The 17,804-nt window shown below is 35.3% G+C and carries 17 protein-coding genes; 2 read left to right on the top strand and 15 right to left on the bottom strand.

Annotation, left to right across the window (positions count from 1 at the left end):
* Positions 1-23: 23 nt before the first annotated feature.
* Positions 24-971 carry a 3',5'-cyclic-nucleotide phosphodiesterase gene (locus ABEG63_RS19160; protein ID WP_346586946.1) on the top strand — a complete coding sequence of 316 codons (948 nt, stop codon included), beginning with the start codon at positions 24-26 and terminating at the stop codon, positions 969-971.
* A gap of 95 nt (positions 972-1,066) precedes the next feature.
* Here the strand turns inward: ABEG63_RS19160 and ABEG63_RS19165 are convergent, their stop codons facing one another.
* The 14 genes from ABEG63_RS19165 to ABEG63_RS19230 form a co-directional block, all read right to left on the bottom strand.
* A complete protein-coding gene (locus ABEG63_RS19165) occupies positions 1,067-1,864 on the bottom strand; it encodes a T9SS type A sorting domain-containing protein (RefSeq protein WP_346586948.1) in 798 nt (265 codons plus the stop codon).
* 166 nt (positions 1,865-2,030) lie between these two features.
* Complete coding sequence (gene ilvA / locus ABEG63_RS19170) at positions 2,031-3,296, bottom strand: threonine ammonia-lyase IlvA (protein WP_346586949.1); 1,266 nt, start codon at positions 3,294-3,296, stop codon at positions 2,031-2,033.
* Complete coding sequence (gene ilvC / locus ABEG63_RS19175) at positions 3,286-4,347, bottom strand: ketol-acid reductoisomerase (protein WP_267406240.1); 1,062 nt, start codon at positions 4,345-4,347, stop codon at positions 3,286-3,288. The genes ilvA and ilvC overlap by 11 nt, the downstream gene beginning before the upstream one ends.
* A 120-nt stretch (positions 4,348-4,467) precedes the next feature.
* On the bottom strand, positions 4,468-5,001 hold the full coding sequence (ilvN, locus tag ABEG63_RS19180; RefSeq protein WP_267406239.1) for an acetolactate synthase small subunit: 534 nt from the start codon (positions 4,999-5,001) through the stop codon (positions 4,468-4,470).
* 10 nt (positions 5,002-5,011) lie between these two features.
* Positions 5,012-6,748 (bottom strand): biosynthetic-type acetolactate synthase large subunit, encoded by a 1,737-nt coding sequence (gene ilvB, locus ABEG63_RS19185; protein WP_346586951.1) that lies wholly within the window; start codon positions 6,746-6,748, stop codon positions 5,012-5,014.
* A gap of 11 nt (positions 6,749-6,759) precedes the next feature.
* A complete protein-coding gene (ilvD, locus tag ABEG63_RS19190; RefSeq protein WP_346586953.1) occupies positions 6,760-8,442 on the bottom strand; it encodes a dihydroxy-acid dehydratase in 1,683 nt (560 codons plus the stop codon).
* The gene (ilvE, locus tag ABEG63_RS19195; RefSeq protein ID WP_346586954.1) at positions 8,435-9,337 is read right to left on the bottom strand and encodes a branched-chain-amino-acid transaminase; all 903 of its coding nucleotides are present in this window, start codon (positions 9,335-9,337) and stop codon (positions 8,435-8,437) included. The genes ilvD and ilvE overlap by 8 nt, the downstream gene beginning before the upstream one ends.
* Before the next feature lie 373 nt (positions 9,338-9,710).
* The gene (locus ABEG63_RS19200; protein ID WP_312395848.1) at positions 9,711-10,211 is read right to left on the bottom strand and encodes an endonuclease V; all 501 of its coding nucleotides are present in this window, start codon (positions 10,209-10,211) and stop codon (positions 9,711-9,713) included.
* Between the two features lie 27 nt (positions 10,212-10,238).
* The gene (locus ABEG63_RS19205; RefSeq protein ID WP_346586956.1) at positions 10,239-10,607 is read right to left on the bottom strand and encodes a glyoxalase; all 369 of its coding nucleotides are present in this window, start codon (positions 10,605-10,607) and stop codon (positions 10,239-10,241) included.
* Between the two features lie 2 nt (positions 10,608-10,609).
* A complete protein-coding gene (locus tag ABEG63_RS19210) occupies positions 10,610-10,933 on the bottom strand; it encodes a GNAT family N-acetyltransferase (RefSeq protein WP_346586958.1) in 324 nt (107 codons plus the stop codon).
* Positions 10,893-11,042: a hypothetical protein gene (locus ABEG63_RS19215; protein WP_346586960.1), complete on the bottom strand. Its 150-nt coding sequence runs from the start codon at positions 11,040-11,042 to the stop codon at positions 10,893-10,895. The genes ABEG63_RS19210 and ABEG63_RS19215 overlap by 41 nt, the downstream gene beginning before the upstream one ends.
* 75 nt (positions 11,043-11,117) lie before the next feature.
* Positions 11,118-12,170 (bottom strand): M28 family metallopeptidase, encoded by a 1,053-nt coding sequence (locus ABEG63_RS19220; RefSeq protein ID WP_346586962.1) that lies wholly within the window; start codon positions 12,168-12,170, stop codon positions 11,118-11,120.
* A gap of 70 nt (positions 12,171-12,240) precedes the next feature.
* A complete protein-coding gene (locus ABEG63_RS19225) occupies positions 12,241-12,780 on the bottom strand; it encodes a hypothetical protein (RefSeq protein ID WP_346586964.1) in 540 nt (179 codons plus the stop codon).
* A 111-nt stretch (positions 12,781-12,891) separates the two neighbouring features.
* Positions 12,892-13,056 carry a hypothetical protein gene (locus tag ABEG63_RS19230; RefSeq protein ID WP_267406228.1) on the bottom strand — a complete coding sequence of 55 codons (165 nt, stop codon included), beginning with the start codon at positions 13,054-13,056 and terminating at the stop codon, positions 12,892-12,894.
* Between the two features lie 261 nt (positions 13,057-13,317).
* Here ABEG63_RS19230 and ABEG63_RS19235 point away from each other — a divergent pair, with 261 nt between their 5' ends.
* The gene (locus ABEG63_RS19235) at positions 13,318-14,457 is read left to right on the top strand and encodes an aminotransferase class I/II-fold pyridoxal phosphate-dependent enzyme (protein ID WP_346586966.1); all 1,140 of its coding nucleotides are present in this window, start codon (positions 13,318-13,320) and stop codon (positions 14,455-14,457) included.
* Between the two features lie 107 nt (positions 14,458-14,564).
* Here the strand turns inward: ABEG63_RS19235 and ABEG63_RS19240 are convergent, their stop codons facing one another.
* Positions 14,565-17,306 carry a sodium-translocating pyrophosphatase gene (locus ABEG63_RS19240; protein ID WP_346586967.1) on the bottom strand — a complete coding sequence of 914 codons (2,742 nt, stop codon included), beginning with the start codon at positions 17,304-17,306 and terminating at the stop codon, positions 14,565-14,567.
* Positions 17,307-17,804: the final 498 nt, after the last annotated feature.

A 17,804-nucleotide genomic window follows, 5' to 3' on the forward strand; every position in this document is an offset into this window, starting at 1 on the left:
ATGCAAAACATATTAATCATTCTATGATAAAAAAGGTATTTGGTCTGGCTATGTTGATGTCAGCCACTCTTTATTCAGCTCAGAACAGTTTTAAAATCATTCCTTTAGGTACGTATGGCGGTGGAGATGAAAGTAATCTTTCCAGCTATATGGCGGCTCCGTTGAATTCTGAAAATTATGTAGCATTAGATGCAGGAACATTGCGTTCAGGTATTCAGAAAGCCATAGAAAAAGGAAATTTTTCAGAAAAATCGGCGGCAGAAATTCTTCAAAAAAATATTAAAGGATATATGATTTCGCATGGTCATCTCGATCATGTAAGCGGAATGGTCATCAACAGTCCGGATGATTCTAAAAAATATATTTACGCATTGCCATCGGTAGCAAAAATTCTGGCAGATGACCACTTTTCGTGGAGAACATGGGCAAATTTCACCAATGCCGGCGAGGCTCCCAGACTTGGTAAATATAATCTTATCACTCTTACGTCCGGCACAGAAATTCCTGTTACAGATACAGAAATGGAGGTTACAGCCTTTCCGTTAAGCCATGTAAAACCTTACGAAAGTACCGCGTTTCTGCTTCGTCACGGAAAAGATTATGTACTTTATCTGGGTGATACAGGAAGTGACCGCGTAGAGCAAATTGATCGCCTTCAGAATCTTTGGAAGCAGGTGGCTTCGCTTATTAATGGAAACCAGCTGAAAGGTATTTTAATAGAGGTTTCATTTCCGAATGAGCAACCTGAAAAATCTTTGTTTGGGCATTTAACCCCGAAATTGCTTCAGGAAGAATTAAATACTTTGAATTCCTTTTGTAAATCAGGAAAATTGAAACAAGTTCCGGTAATCATCACTCACATGAAGCCTGTTGATGATAATATTGAAAAGATAAAGCAACAGTTGAAAGATCAGAAAAACTCAAATATCAATTATATTTTTCCGGTTCAGGGAGAGAAAATTGTATTGTAATATATTCTGATTCAACCATAAAAATAAACCGGCGGATATGGCCCGCCGGTTTGAAAAAAACAAAAATTGATATGGATATGATTAGATATGTGTTTTTACTTTTTAATCACTTTTTCTGTAATAATTTTCTGGTTTTCAGTCTGAATTTTAATCACATACGTTCCCGCTGAAATAGAGCTCATATTGATTATATTTTCTTTCCCTTCTGCCACTTTTCTTCCTGATGAATTATAAATTTCATACTTCTCCAATTTTTCTTTAGTCTGAATATTCACCATATCCATTGTTGGATTAGGAAATATTCTTAACACACTATTTTTCTGCGTTTCAATGGTAGAAAGAGCTCCTTGTGTGATATTTAAAGAATAATCTTCTGCCTGCCCCGATCTCAAACTCTGGCAAGCGCTGTTAATACTATTCGCAGCATTCGCGTCTGAATATGCAGCAACATTAGAATTTTTAAGAACTCTCATTCTTGTTGTTCCAATAGCGGCATCTGCAGGAACAGTAATCTGCGCTGTGACTGTAAAAGCATTTGCCGGATTTGCAGACGCTAAACGCCCAATATAAAAGCTCTCCCCTGCATCATCAAAACTCCCATTTTTATTAAAATCTATAAAAACCGTCACATCACTCGGAAAACTGCTCGAAGGCCCTTTTACCGAAATCGGATAGCTGCTTCCCGTATACAAATTTGTTGAAAGACTCGTAAAATCTTCATAAACAGGCGTGCTTCCCGATTGAAACGGCGATGTTTTATTAATAGATTCAAATGTTACATTCGTTATCATATTACTATCTGCACCATATTGAAAAGTTGGCTGACAATACTGAGCTTTTACCTGCATGACAGCACAAAAGCCAAGTGAAAATAGTAGAGATGTTTTTTTCATGAATAGTTCGTTTTTACTGATGACAAATTTATATTTATTTAGAATTAATAAAAATAACAAACTAATGATATTTATCAGTAAAATGAAATTTAAATCTAATTGATTGTCTATCAAACTATTTACATAAAAAAAGAGAAGCTACCTTAAAAAAAGTAGCTTTTCTATATTAAATCATAAGGCTCATCGTACTTGGCGAATCGTTGAGATAAAATTCAAAATAGCCAAGATCCTTCATCCGTCTGCTAAGTCCTTCAAAATCTTCAGGTTTTGAAAGTTCAATTCCCACCGTTGCCGATGCTGTCTCTCTTGAATTTTTCTTTGTATATTCAAAAAACGTAATATCATCATTTTCACCTAAAACATTCAAAACAAATTCTTTAAGCGCCCCCGGTCTTTGCGGAAATTTTACAATAAAATAATGTTTCAGCCCTTTATAAAGCATCGCCCGTTCTTTAATTTCCTCAGTTCGGGTGATGTCATTATTGCTTCCACTTATAATGCAAACCACATTTTTGCCTGAAAGATTTTCATCAAACAAATCCAAAGCCGAAATTGATAAAGCTCCCGCAGGTTCCAAAACCATTGCATCTTTGTTATAAACTTCCAGTAAAATTTCGCAGACTTTTCCTTCATCCACAGGAACACATTTATAAATATTATTCCTACAAATATCGAAAGTTAAATCTCCTACTCTTTGCACCGCAGCTCCGTCTACAAAAGAATCTATGGAATCTAATTTTGTATTAACTCCATTTTCCAAGGACTGTTTCATTGAAGCGGCACCTTTCGGTTCCACCGCAATGATTTTTGTTTCAGGAGATAATTTTGAAAAAACACTTACAATTCCCGCCAATAATCCACCACCACCAACAGGAACAAAAATATAATCTATTTTTTTATCGGTTTGGTTTAAAATTTCCATTGCCAAAGTCGCCTGTCCTTCAATGATCTGAACATCATCAAAAGGATGGATAAATTCTGCTCCCGAACTTTCTGAAAACTCAATCGCCGCATTTTTGGAAGCATCAAAAGTATCTTCGAAAAGTTTGATTTCAACAAAATTTTCTCCAAACATGGCGACCTGTTCCAACTTCTGTTTTGGAGTCGTCACCGGCATGAAAATCGTTCCGTGTATCTGAAGCTTATTACATGCAAAAGCCACTCCCTGAGCATGATTTCCCGCACTTGCACAAACAATTCCGTTTTGGATTTTACCTTCTTTGTAAAGACTGTAAATTTTATTATAAGCACCTCTTATTTTGTAAGAACGAACAGGCTGCATATCTTCTCTCTTCAGAAAAATATTCGCTGAATATTTCTTTGAGAGTCGTAAACTTTGCTGTAATGGCGTATTTTCTATTACGTTTTTAAGCGTTCCCTGAGCTTTTTTAATTAAATCTAAAGATGGGTAACATAATGTATTAGTTTTCATATTCAAAGGTTCTATCCGGACGAAGCGCTCTTACGGCTTTTCCGGCTTGCCATAATTCACTGTTTTTCAACTCATCCAATTCTGCATTCAGCTTTTCTCTGTAATCTTCTTTACTGTTGCTTGAAATAGATTTTTGAGATTCCTGCCCTTGTTCTACACTTTCATACAACTCTTCAAATACAGGTTTTGTAGCTTCATAGAACTTTTTCCACCAGTCTAAAGCACCTCTCTGCGCGGTCGTAGAACAGTTGGCATACATCCAGTCCATCCCGTTTTCTGCAACCAAAGGCATTAGAGATTGTGTTAACTCTTCCACAGTTTCGTTAAAAGCTTCCGATGGTGAATGCCCTTTTGCTCTCAACACTTCAAACTGAGCAGCAAAAATCCCTTGGATCGCTCCCATCAAAGTTCCTCTTTCCCCAACTAAATCACTGTAAACCTCTTTCTTAAAGTTGGTTTCAAATAAATAACCACTTCCAACAGCAATTCCCAATGCAACAACTTTATCTTTTGCATTTCCTGTTGCATCCTGATGAATGGCAAAACTACTGTTCAACCCTTTACCTTCCACAAAAAGTCTTCTTAATGATGTTCCCGAACCTTTTGGCGCAACCAGCACAACATCAACATCTTTCGGTGGAACAATGCTTGTCTGGTGATTATAAGTTACTCCAAAACCATGTGAAAAATAAAGCGTTTTTCCTGGGGTTAAATATTTCTGTAAAGTCGGCCAAAATTCGATTTGTGCGGCATCGCTCAGAAGATAGCAAAGAATTGTTCCTTTATCTGCCGCTTCCTCTAACTCGAATAAAGTTTCTCCCGGAACAAACCCGTCTGCAACTGCTTTATCCCAACTTTTAGAATTTTTTCTTTGTCCTACAATCACATTGATTCCGTTGTCTTTAAGGTTTAAAGCCTGTCCAGGTCCCTGAATTCCGTATCCTAAAACCGCAACTGTTTCGTTTTGTAATACTTCCTGGGCTTTTTCTACCGGAAATTCTTCTCTTGTTACTACATTTTCTTCTACTCCTGCAAACTTAATTAGTGCCATAATTTTTATAATTTGATTGTTAATTTGTTGAAGCCAATGCTTCGTTTTAATTTAAATTTTTTTATTCTGCTGTCTTATATTTTAACGCAACAGATGCAAAGTTTAATATTGTATAATTATTTACTGATAATCCATTTCAAATGAATTAAGCTTTTGGTGGAAACCAACATTTTCCTTGATGATTGCAACTCTTCCGCTTCGGATGAATTCTGATAATCCGTGAGGTTCTATCACTTTAAGGAAATTATCAATCTCTTCATAATGCCCAACAATGTTGAACACAGTGTAATCTTTTCTAACACAGACGATTGTCGCTCCATATTGACGCAAGATTCTTTCAACCTGAAATTTTTCGGAAACAATGTCGGTTTCAATTTTAAATAAAGCCATTTCCTGCCAGACAATTTCTTCATCGGTATTGTAATACACCTTAATGACATCAATCATTTTTTGAATTTGTCTTGAAATTTTTCTTACCAATTCGTAGCTTTCTTTCACTACGATGGTAAACCTTGAAATACTGTCAATTTCTGTTGGAGAAACATTTAAACTCTCGATATTTACTCCACGTCTTGAAAAAACGATTGCTATTTTAGTCAGTAATCCCACCTGATTTTCGGTGAAAACACTTATAGTATATTCTTGTTTATTCATTATAACTGATTTATTTTAAACGAATTTCGCTGATGCTACATCCCTGCGGAACCATCGGAAATACATTGTTTTCTTTACCTACTTTTACTTCCAAAAGATAAGCTCCTTCCGTTTCGAGCATTTCTTTTAATGAAGATTTTAATTCTTCTCTTTGCTGAACATGTTTCCCATTAATTCCATAAGCCTTCGCTACTGCAGGAAAATCAGGACTCGTAATGTCTACAAACGAATAACGACGGTCATGGAAAAGCTCCTGCCACTGACGAACCATCCCTAAAAATGAATTATTCAGAACAATCATTTTAACTCCGATATTAAACTGGGAAATCGTTCCCAATTCCTGAATATTCATCTGGAAACCACCATCTCCGGCAATACAGATCACATGTTTTTCAGGATTTGCCATTTTTGCTCCCATCGCGGAAGGCAAACCAAATCCCATTGTTCCTAAACCTCCGGAAGTCACATTTCTTTTGGAATCTTTAAACTGTGCATATCGGCATGAAATCATCTGATGCTGACCAACATCCGTACAAATAATATAATCTCCATTGGTGATTTCATTTAAGCATTTTAAAACTTCTCCCATCGTTAATTCTTCTGAAGTCGGATTCAATTCTTTCTCAATAACTTCCTGATTTTCTTCATTTTGAAGTTGTTTAAATTGATTCAGCCATTCTTCATGTTGATTGTCATTCAATAAATTCAATAACAACGGAAGCGTTTCTTTACAATCTCCTAAAACCGGAACATCTGCCTTTACATTTTTATCAATTTCAGCTAAATCGATATCTAAATGAACCACTTTTGCCTGTTTCGCATATTGGTCTAAACGCCCTGTTACGCGATCGTCGAAACGCATTCCGACAGCAATTAAAACATCACAATCGTTGGTTAATTTGTTGGGAGCATAATGACCATGCATCCCCAACATCCCGACATACAAAGGATGATCGGTAGATAAAGCACCCAAACCTAAAGCAGTTGCAGCAGCAGGAATTCCTGTCTTTTCAATGAAATTTTTCAATTCATTTTCTGCATTTCCAAGAATTACTCCCTGACCGAAAAGAAGAAAAGGTTTTTTAGCTCCGCTAATGATATAAGCTGCCTTTTCTAAATATTCATGCTTTACTTTAGGTTTTGGAACATAAGATCTTATACTTGTGCACTTTTCATAACTTTCAAAATCAATTTCCTGAAGCTGTGCATTTTTGGTAATATCCACCAAAACAGGCCCTGGTCTACCCGATTTTGCGATATAAAATGCTTTAGCCAAAGCCTTTGGAATATCTTCTGCATCCGTAATCTGGCAATTCCACTTGGTAACGGGAGCCGTAATGTTCACTACATCGACCTCCTGAAAAGCATCGGAACCCAATAAAGAAGCATAAACCTGCCCCGTAATACAAACCACAGGCGTGCTGTCAATCATCGCATCGGCAAGTCCGGTCACCAGATTCGTAGCTCCGGGACCACTTGTCGCAATCGCAACTCCCACTTTATCCGAAGACCTTGAAAATCCCTGTGCAGCATGAATTGCCCCTTGCTCATGTCTCACCAGAATATGCTGAATTGAATCTTTATAATCGTACAAAGCATCATAAACAGGGATCACCGCACCTCCCGGATATCCAAAAACGGTGTCTACATTCTCTGCTTTTAAGATTTCGAGAATTACTTCTGCTCCTTTTAATTTTTTGGAAGCTGAAGTTTTATTTTCTTCTAATTTATTTAATGATAATTCCATTTTTTTTGATTTTAAAAATCTGTTATACAGCCATTTGAAGCATCAGAAACCAGCTTGGCATATTTGTATAAAACGCCACTTTTTACTTTATAATCAGGTTGTTGAAAGCCTGACTTTCTTTTATTTAATTCTTCCTCAGAAATCATAAGATTAATGATATTTTTTTCTGCATCGATTTCGATAATGTCATTGTTTTCAACCAACCCAATCAATCCGCCTTCAAAAGCTTCGGGAGTAATATGTCCTACCACAAAACCGTGTGTTCCTCCGGAAAATCTTCCGTCTGTAATCAAGGCAACATTTTTTCCTAAACCTGAACCCATTAATGCTGAAGTTGGTTTCAACATTTCCGGCATGCCGGGAGCGCCTTTTGGTCCTTCATTTTTTATCACAACAACATCGCCTTCCTGAATAATTTTATCTTCAATTCCTTTGATAAATTGTTTTTCGCCATCAAAAACTCTTGCTTTTCCTTTAAAAAAACTACCTTCTTTTCCGGTAATTTTTGCCACACAACCTCTCTCTGCAAGATTTCCGTACATAATTCTGATATGCCCAGTTTCTTTAATCGGATTATCAACTTTTCGAATAATATCCTGCTCTCTATCAATAATTGATGTAATATTTTCAAGATTTTCAGCAACTGTTTTTCCTGTTACGGTCAAACAATCTCCATGAATTAAGCCTTCATCCAACAAATATTTCATCACCGCCGGAACGCCTCCTACTTTATGTAAATCCTTCATCAGATATTTTCCGCTTGGTTTTAAATCTGCCAACAAAGGTGTTGTATCACTTACTTTCTGGAAATCATCAAGCGTCAAATTGTGACCGATACTTTTAGCAATCGCAATAAAATGAAGTACAGCATTCGTACTTCCGCCCAACACCATAATCATTCGTAAAGCATTTTCAAACGCTTTTGGCGTCATGATATCCGAAGGTTTTATATCTTTTTCAAGAAGAATTCTGATGTAATGACCTGCATATTCACACTCTTCTTTTTTCTCTTCACTTAAAGCCGGATAAGATGATGAATAAGGCAAACTCATTCCCAATGCTTCAATTGCTGATGCCATTGTATTGGCTGTGTACATTCCGCCACAGGCTCCTGCGCTCGGGCACGAATTTTTTATAATTCCATCATAATCTTCGTCAGAAAGTTTTCCGGCAATTTTATTTCCTAAGGCTTCAAAAGCGGAAACGATATTCAAATCATTTCCTTTGTAATGACCTGCTTCGATACTTCCCCCATACACCATAATTGAAGGACGATTCAATCTCGCCATTGCCATCACAGAACCCGGCATATTTTTATCACAACCCGGAACGGTAATCAATCCGTCGTAATATTGTCCGGCACAAACGGCTTCAATACTATCTGCAATGATGTCTCGACTTACCAAAGAATATCGCATTCCATCGGTTCCGTTGGTCATTCCGTCGCTGATTCCGATGGTGTGGAACATCAAACCTACAAGATTCTGACTGTTAACTCCTTTTTTTACAATTTCGGAAAGTCCGTTCAGGTGCATGTTGCAGGTATTCCCGTCATAACCCATACTCGCTACGCCAATCTGAGCTTTATCAAAATCTTCTTTTTTAAAGCCAATTCCGTAAAACATTGCTTGAGTTGCAGGCTGCGTAGGATCCTGCGTCAACGTTTTCGAATATTTATTGAGTACATTACACATATTGCAGCTGATTTTTTAAGTATGAATAATCTTCTCCTACTACCAAATGTCTGTATGCTTTTTGAACCACAGCAGATAAACTATCTTCCCACTTTAACTTAAACTGAACATTATCGAGCGATTCCAAGGCTACAATTTCAGCAGCCGTTCCACAGAAAAATGCGGCATCTGCTTCCTTCATTTCTGATGGCGTAAAGTCTTTTTCTTCACTATAAATCCCTAACTGATCCAATATCTCGAAAACCGTCTCACGCGTGATCCCCGGCAGGATATTTCCTTTTTTCGGAGTATAAAACTTAGCATCTTTTTCGAAGAAAACATTCGCACCTGAACTTTCAGCAACATTTCCGTTGGAGTCTAACAATAAAGCTTCATCAAAACCTTTATCTTTAGCTTCCTGACATGCTAAAATCGAGTTTACGTAATGTCCGCTCACTTTTGCTTCTATCCTGAAAGCCTTTGGATTAGGACGTTCAAAAGAAGAAGTCATTACTTTCATTTTATTTGTCATATAGCCATTATCCCAATTCCAAGCTTCAATTACAAGCGTGCTTTTCTGCCCTTTAGAAAGTGACATATTAGGCGAACAAATAACCAAAGGTCTTATATATGCATTACTTAAATTGTTCATTTCTAATAATTTGTACGTAATATCAATCATCTCCTGTGTAGAATAATTGAAAGGCATCATCATCAATTCTGCAGATTTTCTTAATCTGTCATAATGTTCTTCAGCCTTGAAAATTTTAGTTCCTTCTGCTGTTTGATATGATTTAATTCCTTCAAACACAGCATAGCCGTAGTGAAGCGATTGTCCGTACAAGTCTGTAGAAGCTTTGGAAGCCCGTAAAAATTCTCCGTCAAAATAGAGTAAACTCTCCTCGTTGTAATACATATTTATATTTTATAGTTTTAAATTTTTGCCACAAAAAAACCACCCTCATGGATGAGGATGGTTGTAATTAATATTTATATTTTTTAATATTTTCAACAATACCATCGCTCATCACCGAACCCGATAATGACAATAATAATAGCAATAATAGTGTTGAATTTTATTTGCATTTTGTTAATAATAACGAGACAAATGTATAGCTTTTTTTTAATTAAACAAGACCTTTTCAAATTATTTTTAAAAATAATGTAAAATCAATACTTTATAAAAAACTAAAATATTTTTAATTCACAACTGACTTTTCTCAGTTTAATTATAATTTAATAAAAATTAACATTCGTTTAAAAATTCTTATAGAAATAAAATTTTTATTTTAAATTCTTGTTAGTTGATCTAATTTCTTCAGCAATGTCGGAATCCTGAAATTTCCGTGCATATTTTCAATTTTAGGCTTTACTTCATCTACATTTATCCCTTTCGCCGTTAAAAATAAAGGGGTCTTACTTTCACCGCGAAAAACCTCTCTACGCATGAAATCAGGCGATGCAAAACCATTTTTAGCAATACCTACAATGGGATATTTTTTATCCAAAGCTTCGTATAAATAACCGCCCAATCCTATTTTGCCATCATTATCCAATGTTACATATCCATCAACAATGATAATGTCTTCATTTTCAAGCTTAATTTTATTTAGTAAACTCAAAATGCAGGGCAATTCTCTTTTATAAAAAGCGCCACTTTCATAGTCTGAAGTTATTGGAGTTTTTTCACTGAAGATCTCATTTTCATGTTCAGAATCCCAGTCTTTAAAGGCAATACAAATCGTATTGGCATAATCATCATAATAGTAAGTATCGAAAGCGTAAATCATTTTATGGTTTTAGTTATAAGATTGGAATTATTTATTAAAAAACTCTCCGAAATGTAATAAATTTCCTGCAGGATCATGAACAAAACATTCTTTACCCCAAGGCATTGTACGAACGGGAGTTAACTTTATTGTTTTAAACTTTTCGGTAAGATCTAAGCTGAGAAGATACTGCCAAAAATCGTCTGTATTTTCTACTTCAATGAAAACCATGGTGTTCTCAATCCAATCTTTTACATAGGCATCCTGCAAATAAAAGCTAATATTTTGCCACGTAAATAAAGATAATTTCGGCTCCAAGATAATTTCTTCAAATCCTAAATCTTTATAAAAATTTCTGCTTTCTTCAAAGTTTTCCGATCCGATGAACGGACGAATTGATTTTATATTTTGTTTCATAATTATTTGTTTGTCCATTGATTATAAGTCATCTCAAACTTAATTTCTTTTCCATGCATTCCTATTTCCTTCCAACCAAATTTTCGGTAAAAAATTTCTACTCTCGTATCGGGTGAAGTTCCCAACCATACTTTTTCTTTTGTCTGTTCAAAATACCAATTCAGCATAATGTCATGAAGCAATCTTCCAATTCCTTGATTTTCAAAGTCGAGATGAAGAAATAAAGCCCAAATATCATTCTCTTGTAAATCCACAATAGAAAATCCAACAACCTTGTCATTTATATCAAACCCAGCTTTTTCCTCTTTTAAAAAGAAATTCTTCACAATGTTTATCGGTCACCAGATTTGGATCTGATAAAGTATTTTCCTTCAGAGCATTTCTTACAATCTGAATTTGTGGAATATCGCTTAATTTTGCTTCACGAATGGTCATTTTCTATAAATTTGAATCAAAAAAAGGCAAAAATGTTCAATTACAAATCTGCCTTTTTCAAATATTTTGGTTAATTTATTTTTTATCAACTATAATTCTGGCTTCTCTGTTGGCAATTTCCCAAGCAGTCGCGAAAACCAATTGCGTTCTTTTTTGCAGCAATAAATAATCAATTTTTTCCACATCATCGGTTGGCTTGTGATAATCTTCGTGAATTCCGTCAAAGAAAAAGGCTACAGGCACATTATTTTTAGCAAAATTGTAATGATCTGAACGATAGTACAATTGCTCAGGATCATTTGGATCGTCGTATTTATAATTGAGTTCCAGATTATTTGTCTTTTTATTAGCAGCTTCGTTAATCACCTTTAATTCAGAGCTTAACATTTCAGAACCAATAACATACACATACTGTTTACCTCTATTCTCAGGATCATCACGACCAATCATATCGATATTCAAATCAACAACTGTATTGGCAAGCGGAAATAACGGATTATCGGTGTAAAATTCAGAACCGAATAAGCCATGCTCCTCTCCCGTCACGTGAAGAAAAAGAATGGATCTTTTCGGACCTTTCCCGGCCTTTTTAGCGCTTTGAAAAGCTTTTGCAATTTCCATCACGGCAACCGTTCCGCTTCCATCGTCGTCGGCTCCATTATAAACCACACCGTTTTTCGTTCCTACGTGATCGTAATGTGCTGATACCACGACAATTTCTTCAGGTTTTTCACTTCCTTCAATAAAAGCCAGAATGTTTTCAGAATCTGGTAAATTTCCACCACCTCTCTTTTTCATAAAATCCGCAGGAACTTTCTGATAGTAAGATCCTAATGCTTTTGGATAAGAAATTCCGAGATTTTTGTAATAATTAATCATATACTCACCTGCTTTTTTCTGCCCTGGGCTTCCTGTATCTCTACCCTCCATTTCATCCGAAGCAATTACATATAAATTCTTCTTTAGGTCACCAGCCTTAATTTCCTTATATGCAGAAAGAAATGCTTTATCACCTTGAGCTTTTGTTGAAGTAGAATTTTGTGGTGTATTTCCGTCGTTTGAAACATTTGCAGTTCCGCAACTTACCATCACAGCAGCCGAAAATAGCGGTATGAGTATTTTTTTCATTATTAAACTAATTTGATTTTAAAAATAAGAATTTTTATTGAATCTTCTAAAGCAATAGCTTTAATAAAGGTTAATTAGCCGCCGGATCTATAAGATTTTGAGTAATGCTTAAAAATTTTAAAACGTTTTTATTGTCAAAAAGTAATGTGAGATAATGTTTTTCTTTTTTTAAAGTCAATTTTAAACCTCCTGAAAACGAACTGTCATCACCCAATTTTTCACTTTTGGGATTGTATTTTGCAAATTTAGCTTTAGCTTCCTGTGAAGTCGTTTTATTCATCGTTAATCCGTAAGGCAATCCGCTCACAATGATAAATTTATCATCCTGAATATCAAAAAACATTTCGTTTATTTTACCATTTCCCAAACTACTGTACAATTCCAAACCCGACGATGTACGCCAATAGGCATACTTTTCCTCATTTGCATCTTCAGAAATCACAGGCTTTATTTTTAAAACTTTTGAAATATTATCCTGAGTTTGTGGTAAAATAAATTCAGCGTTTTTATCTAGTAATGAGCTTAAATTAGCATTTTTCTGTGCTAAAGCAGAAATGCTGAATAATTGAAAAGTTGCAATTAAAAGTATATTACACGATTTAATTTTCATAAAATAATATTAATGATTTATGCCGTAAAGATATTAAAACTTACCAAAATCATTAAATTGATCAAAAAAATAAGCCGCCCGAAAGCAGCTTATTTTAAGATTAATTACGAATTAAAAAACTTCTCTGATATTAAGATTTCCCGTTGCTCCCATCGGTAGAAAAACAACTTTTCTTTTAATCGACTTTGCTTTTTCTAATGCCTTAATTGCCTTTTGACGCTCCATTTCTCTAGTGAAATGCGAAGTAATGTTTTCGGATTGTGTAGATAATTTCATAATATAATAATTTGGTGTTTGTATTGTTAAGTTTTCATAAGTAAAACTTAAAATCATCAAAACGAAAAGCATACCATTTTGGCTAAAATTTTAAAATGTGGTACATAATATTTTTACATAGACTGAATATTTTTTTAAGATATTTAGATAAATTCACTGAAAAACAACTAAAAAACCATTAATACCCAATCAATTTAAATTATATTTTTCTAAATAATTTGAATACTAATTTTCATTATATTTGATACAATTGCAAAGGATATGGAAAATATTTACGGATTCAATCATTATACTTTTTTCACCGAAATGGCGGAATTGGCTTCGAAACACAATAGTTTCGATTTGTCATTAGGCTTACCCGATTTTGATATTGATGATCGCTTAAGAGAATATTTAAAAGAAGCCGCTGATCTTAATCATCACAATTACGAACCTCTTGCCGGAAACCCACTTTTAATAAAAAGTATTATTGATTATAACCTTAAAAGAGTTAATAGTTTATCGATTCAAGAACAAGAAGTGACTATAGTTCCATGTTCTACTTTTGCTTTATATACTTCGCTTAAATCTATTTTAAATCAAGGAGATGAAGTAATTATAATTCAACCTTCATATTATACTTATGCTCCATCTATTGTTATGAATGGTGGAATTCCGGTTTATTATAATCTTAAGAATGATTTTGTCATTCATTGGGATTTGTTGGAAAACTGCATATCTGAAAAGACAAAAGCTATTATTGTAAATTCACCTCAAAATCCAACAGGAAAAATCTGGACAAAATCTGACTGGGAAAAATTGTATGAATTGATTAAAGATCGCGAAATTTATCTTATTTCTGAAGAAATTTATGACATTTACTACTATGATGGTGCCACGCACTACAGCTCTTATCTTCATCCTGAACTAAAAAAAAGCACATTTTGTATATTTTCTTTTGGTAAAATGTTTTATGCAACCGGCTGGAAAGTAAGCTATTTACTCGCCAGTGAAGAACTGACGAAAAAATTCAGATGCCATCAGCAATACATTTCTTACAGCGCCAATGCTCCAGGACAATATGCTATTGCTAAATATTTAGAAGTATACGATCCTTCTGAAAATCAAATCTTAATGCAGAAAAAGCGTGATATTTTTAATGAAATGATAAAAGAGACGCCTTTAGTTGTTGAAAAGCAATGTGAGGGGGCTGTTTTTCAGATCGTTAATTTCAGGGCTGTATCAAAAACAAAATCTGATGTTGAATTTTCAAAATGGCTGACGATTGAAAAGAAAGTAGCCTGTTTACCACTTTCTGCGTTTTATAATTCTAAACAAAACTCTGATTATATACGTTTTAGTTTCGCTAAAAAAGATGAAGTGATAATTCAGGCGTTAGAACATTTAAGGAAAAATCTTTAAATAATTACTTTCTATATTTTTGTCTCGCAGATTTAGGAAATTACGCAGATATTTGATTATAAAAAAGCACCGCGAAACGCAGTGCTTTTCAACATTTTAAATTGACTTTAGAGAGCTAAAACCCGTACATCAATTCTTCGGTTTTTCGCTTTACACTCATCTGTATCATTTGCCGGGCAAACGGGATATTGCGAACCATACCCTTCCGCTTCTATCCTATCGCCTGCAATTCCTAATTCTAAAAGCTTTAATTTGACTGTTTGTGCTCTTAAATTAGACAAAGACTGATTTCCTTCTTCATTACCCGTATCGTCTGTATAACCGCCTAATTTGATCTTTACATCAGGATAAGCCGTCATGATCTCCGCAAGATTCATTAACTGAATTTCGGAACCTGCTTTCAAATCTCCGGAACCAGTTTCAAAATAAAGATTTTCAATCGTAAACCATTTATTGGGATCGATAATCGATTGATCTTTTTTCTTAATCGCATTATAAAGAGAATACAACTGGCTGGATTCACCAATTATCGCCATCTTTCCGTTTTTCAGCTTGATCTTTTGCTCTTTTCCGGTTTCGTAAAAAAAATCACCATTTTCATTGAGATGACCTTTAACATTTTCTCTTGAAATATTTTGAGGTTCTACCATTCCATTACCATCAAAGTGATCCGCAGAACTTACCTGAACACCTGTTAAACTTTCAATTTTTGCCTGTCTGTTCGCTTCAATTTTATCTTTATGTAAAACAGCTAAAGTTGGAGCAATCACCAGAGACACAATCGACATTAACTTAATTAAAATATTCATTGAAGGGCCTGAAGTATCTTTGAACGGATCGCCCACCGTATCACCTGTGACAGAAGCTTTATGTGGTTCTGAACCTTTATAATAAGTCTGCCCGTTGATATCGACACCTTTTTCAAATGATTTTTTAGCATTATCCCAGGCACCGCCTGCATTATTCTGGAACATTCCCATCAAAACACCGCAAACGGTTGCTCCTGCTAGAAATCCGCCCAAAACTTCCGGTCCGAAAATAAACCCGATCAACAAAGGAGAAATAATAGCAATAGCTCCCGGAAGCATCATTTTTTTGATCGAAGCATCGGTTGAAATAGCGACACATTTTTCATATTCAGGCTGAGCCTTTCCTTCTAAAATTCCCGGAATTTCACGAAACTGCCTGCGAACTTCCTCTACCATTGCCATGGCAGCCTGTCCGACTGCCGTAATCGCCAATGATGAAAAAATAAAAGGAATCATTCCGCCAACAAATAATCCGGCTAAAACATCGGCTCTGTAAATATCAATCCCGTCGATTCCTGCAATGCCTACAAAGGCTGCGAATAATGCTAAAGCTGTTAATGCTGCAGAAGCAATCGCAAAGCCTTTTCCGGTAGCTGCAGTTGTATTTCCTACTGCATCTAAAATATCTGTTTTTTCACGAACTTCTTTTGGTAATTCACTCATTTCAGCAATTCCGCCTGCATTATCTGCTATCGGGCCGAAAGCATCGATTGCTAATTGCATTGCTGTGGTTGCCATCATTCCTGCTGCGGCAATGGCAACTCCATACAATCCTGCACATAGGTAGGAACCGTAAATTCCTCCTGCTAAAACGATGATTGGAAGTAAAGTTGATTCCATTCCCACGGAAAGTCCGCCTATAATATTGGTCGCGTGACCTGTGGAAGACTGCCTTACAATACTCGAAACAGGTCTTTTCCCCATGGCTGTATAATATTCTGTAATGATGCTCATTAAAGTCCCGACCACTAAACCTACCATAATCGCTCCGAAAACGCCCATTTTAGTAAATTCATGACCTCTCAAAACCATTGATTCAGGCAAAATATAATTGACGAGAAAATAAGAAGCAATTGCCGTGATAACAATACTTCCCCAATTTCCCAGATTTAAAGCATTTTGAACACTTGAAGTCGATGAACCATCGTTATCATTGATTCTGACAAATAAAGTTCCTATAATGGAAAAGATAATTCCGGTGCCGGCAATCATCATTGGTAAAAGAATCGGTGCAAAACCTCCAAAAGAATCTTCGGAAATCGTTTCTCTTCCCAAAACCATTGTTGCTAAAACTGTTGCCACATAAGAACCGAATAAATCTGCGCCCATTCCTGCAACATCTCCCACATTATCACCTACATTATCCGCAATTGTCGCTGGATTTCGAGGATCATCTTCCGGAATTCCGGCTTCTACTTTTCCAACCAGGTCGGCTCCGACATCGGCTGCTTTGGTATAAATTCCACCACCTACTCTTGCGAAAAGCGCGATTGATTCTGCTCCTAAAGAAAATCCGGTTAAGATTTCGATTGTTCTTTCCATTTCATGAGAATCTACTGTGGCATCTGGCGCAAAGATTTGTTTGATGATTAAAAATAAAGCTCCTAAACCTAAAACGGCTAATCCAGCAACGCCCATTCCCATCACAGAACCTCCTGTAAAAGAAACTTTAAGCGCTTGGGAAAGTGAAGTTTTTGCTGCTTCGGCGGTTCTTACATTTGCTTTTGTTGCGATTTTCATTCCGATGAAACCTGCGAGAGCGGAAAGTATGGCTCCGACTATAAAAGCAATTCCGATGCTCCAATGAGAATTATCATTGCTCATTCCCATCACTGCCAAAAGTATGGCTACAATAATTACGAAATACATGAGGACTTTGTACTCGGCTTTTAGAAAAGCCATCGCTCCGTCAGCGATATGCCCGCTGATCAGTTTCATTTTTTCATTTCCGGCATTCTGCTTATTTACCCAATTGCTTTGAAGAAATGTATAAAGCAGGGCAATGACACCAAAAATTGGCACTAAAAAGAATAGATCCATAGTTTAATATTTTTTTGGTAATATAATATTAAATATAATGAATAATTTTCAGGATTATGTTAAGTTTAAATCTAAGTTATTCGAAATTAACACTTAAACGCTTAAGCAAAATGGATTTAGTTGATGGTTTTTAGTTTATAGATTTTTGTTGGTCGATAACAAAGGCACAAGGATTTTTTTATTTGCGGCATATTTTTAAGGCGCAAGGATTTTATCTGTGATAAAATTTAAAAGTGTCTATTTTTCTTTTATTTGCCACGAATTTTTCACAAATGATTACTCTATTTTATTATCCTTTTTAGTTTGTTTAAAGTATATTTTTCTTGAGAAATATGGAATTTATTTTCTCTGTTTTAATTGATGACTAAATTCCTAGCCGCGATGTTCTATGTTAAAAAGCAAATTATTTAGGTTAAAATTTTAAAATCTTTTTGATAATTTGGTTGATAATTCGTTTTGTTCTTTACAACCCCAAAACAGATTCTCAAAAGCTTATTA

The sequence above is a fragment of the Chryseobacterium sp. C39-AII1 genome (genome assembly GCF_039672645.1).
Taxonomy (GTDB): Bacteria; Bacteroidota; Bacteroidia; order Flavobacteriales; family Weeksellaceae; genus Chryseobacterium.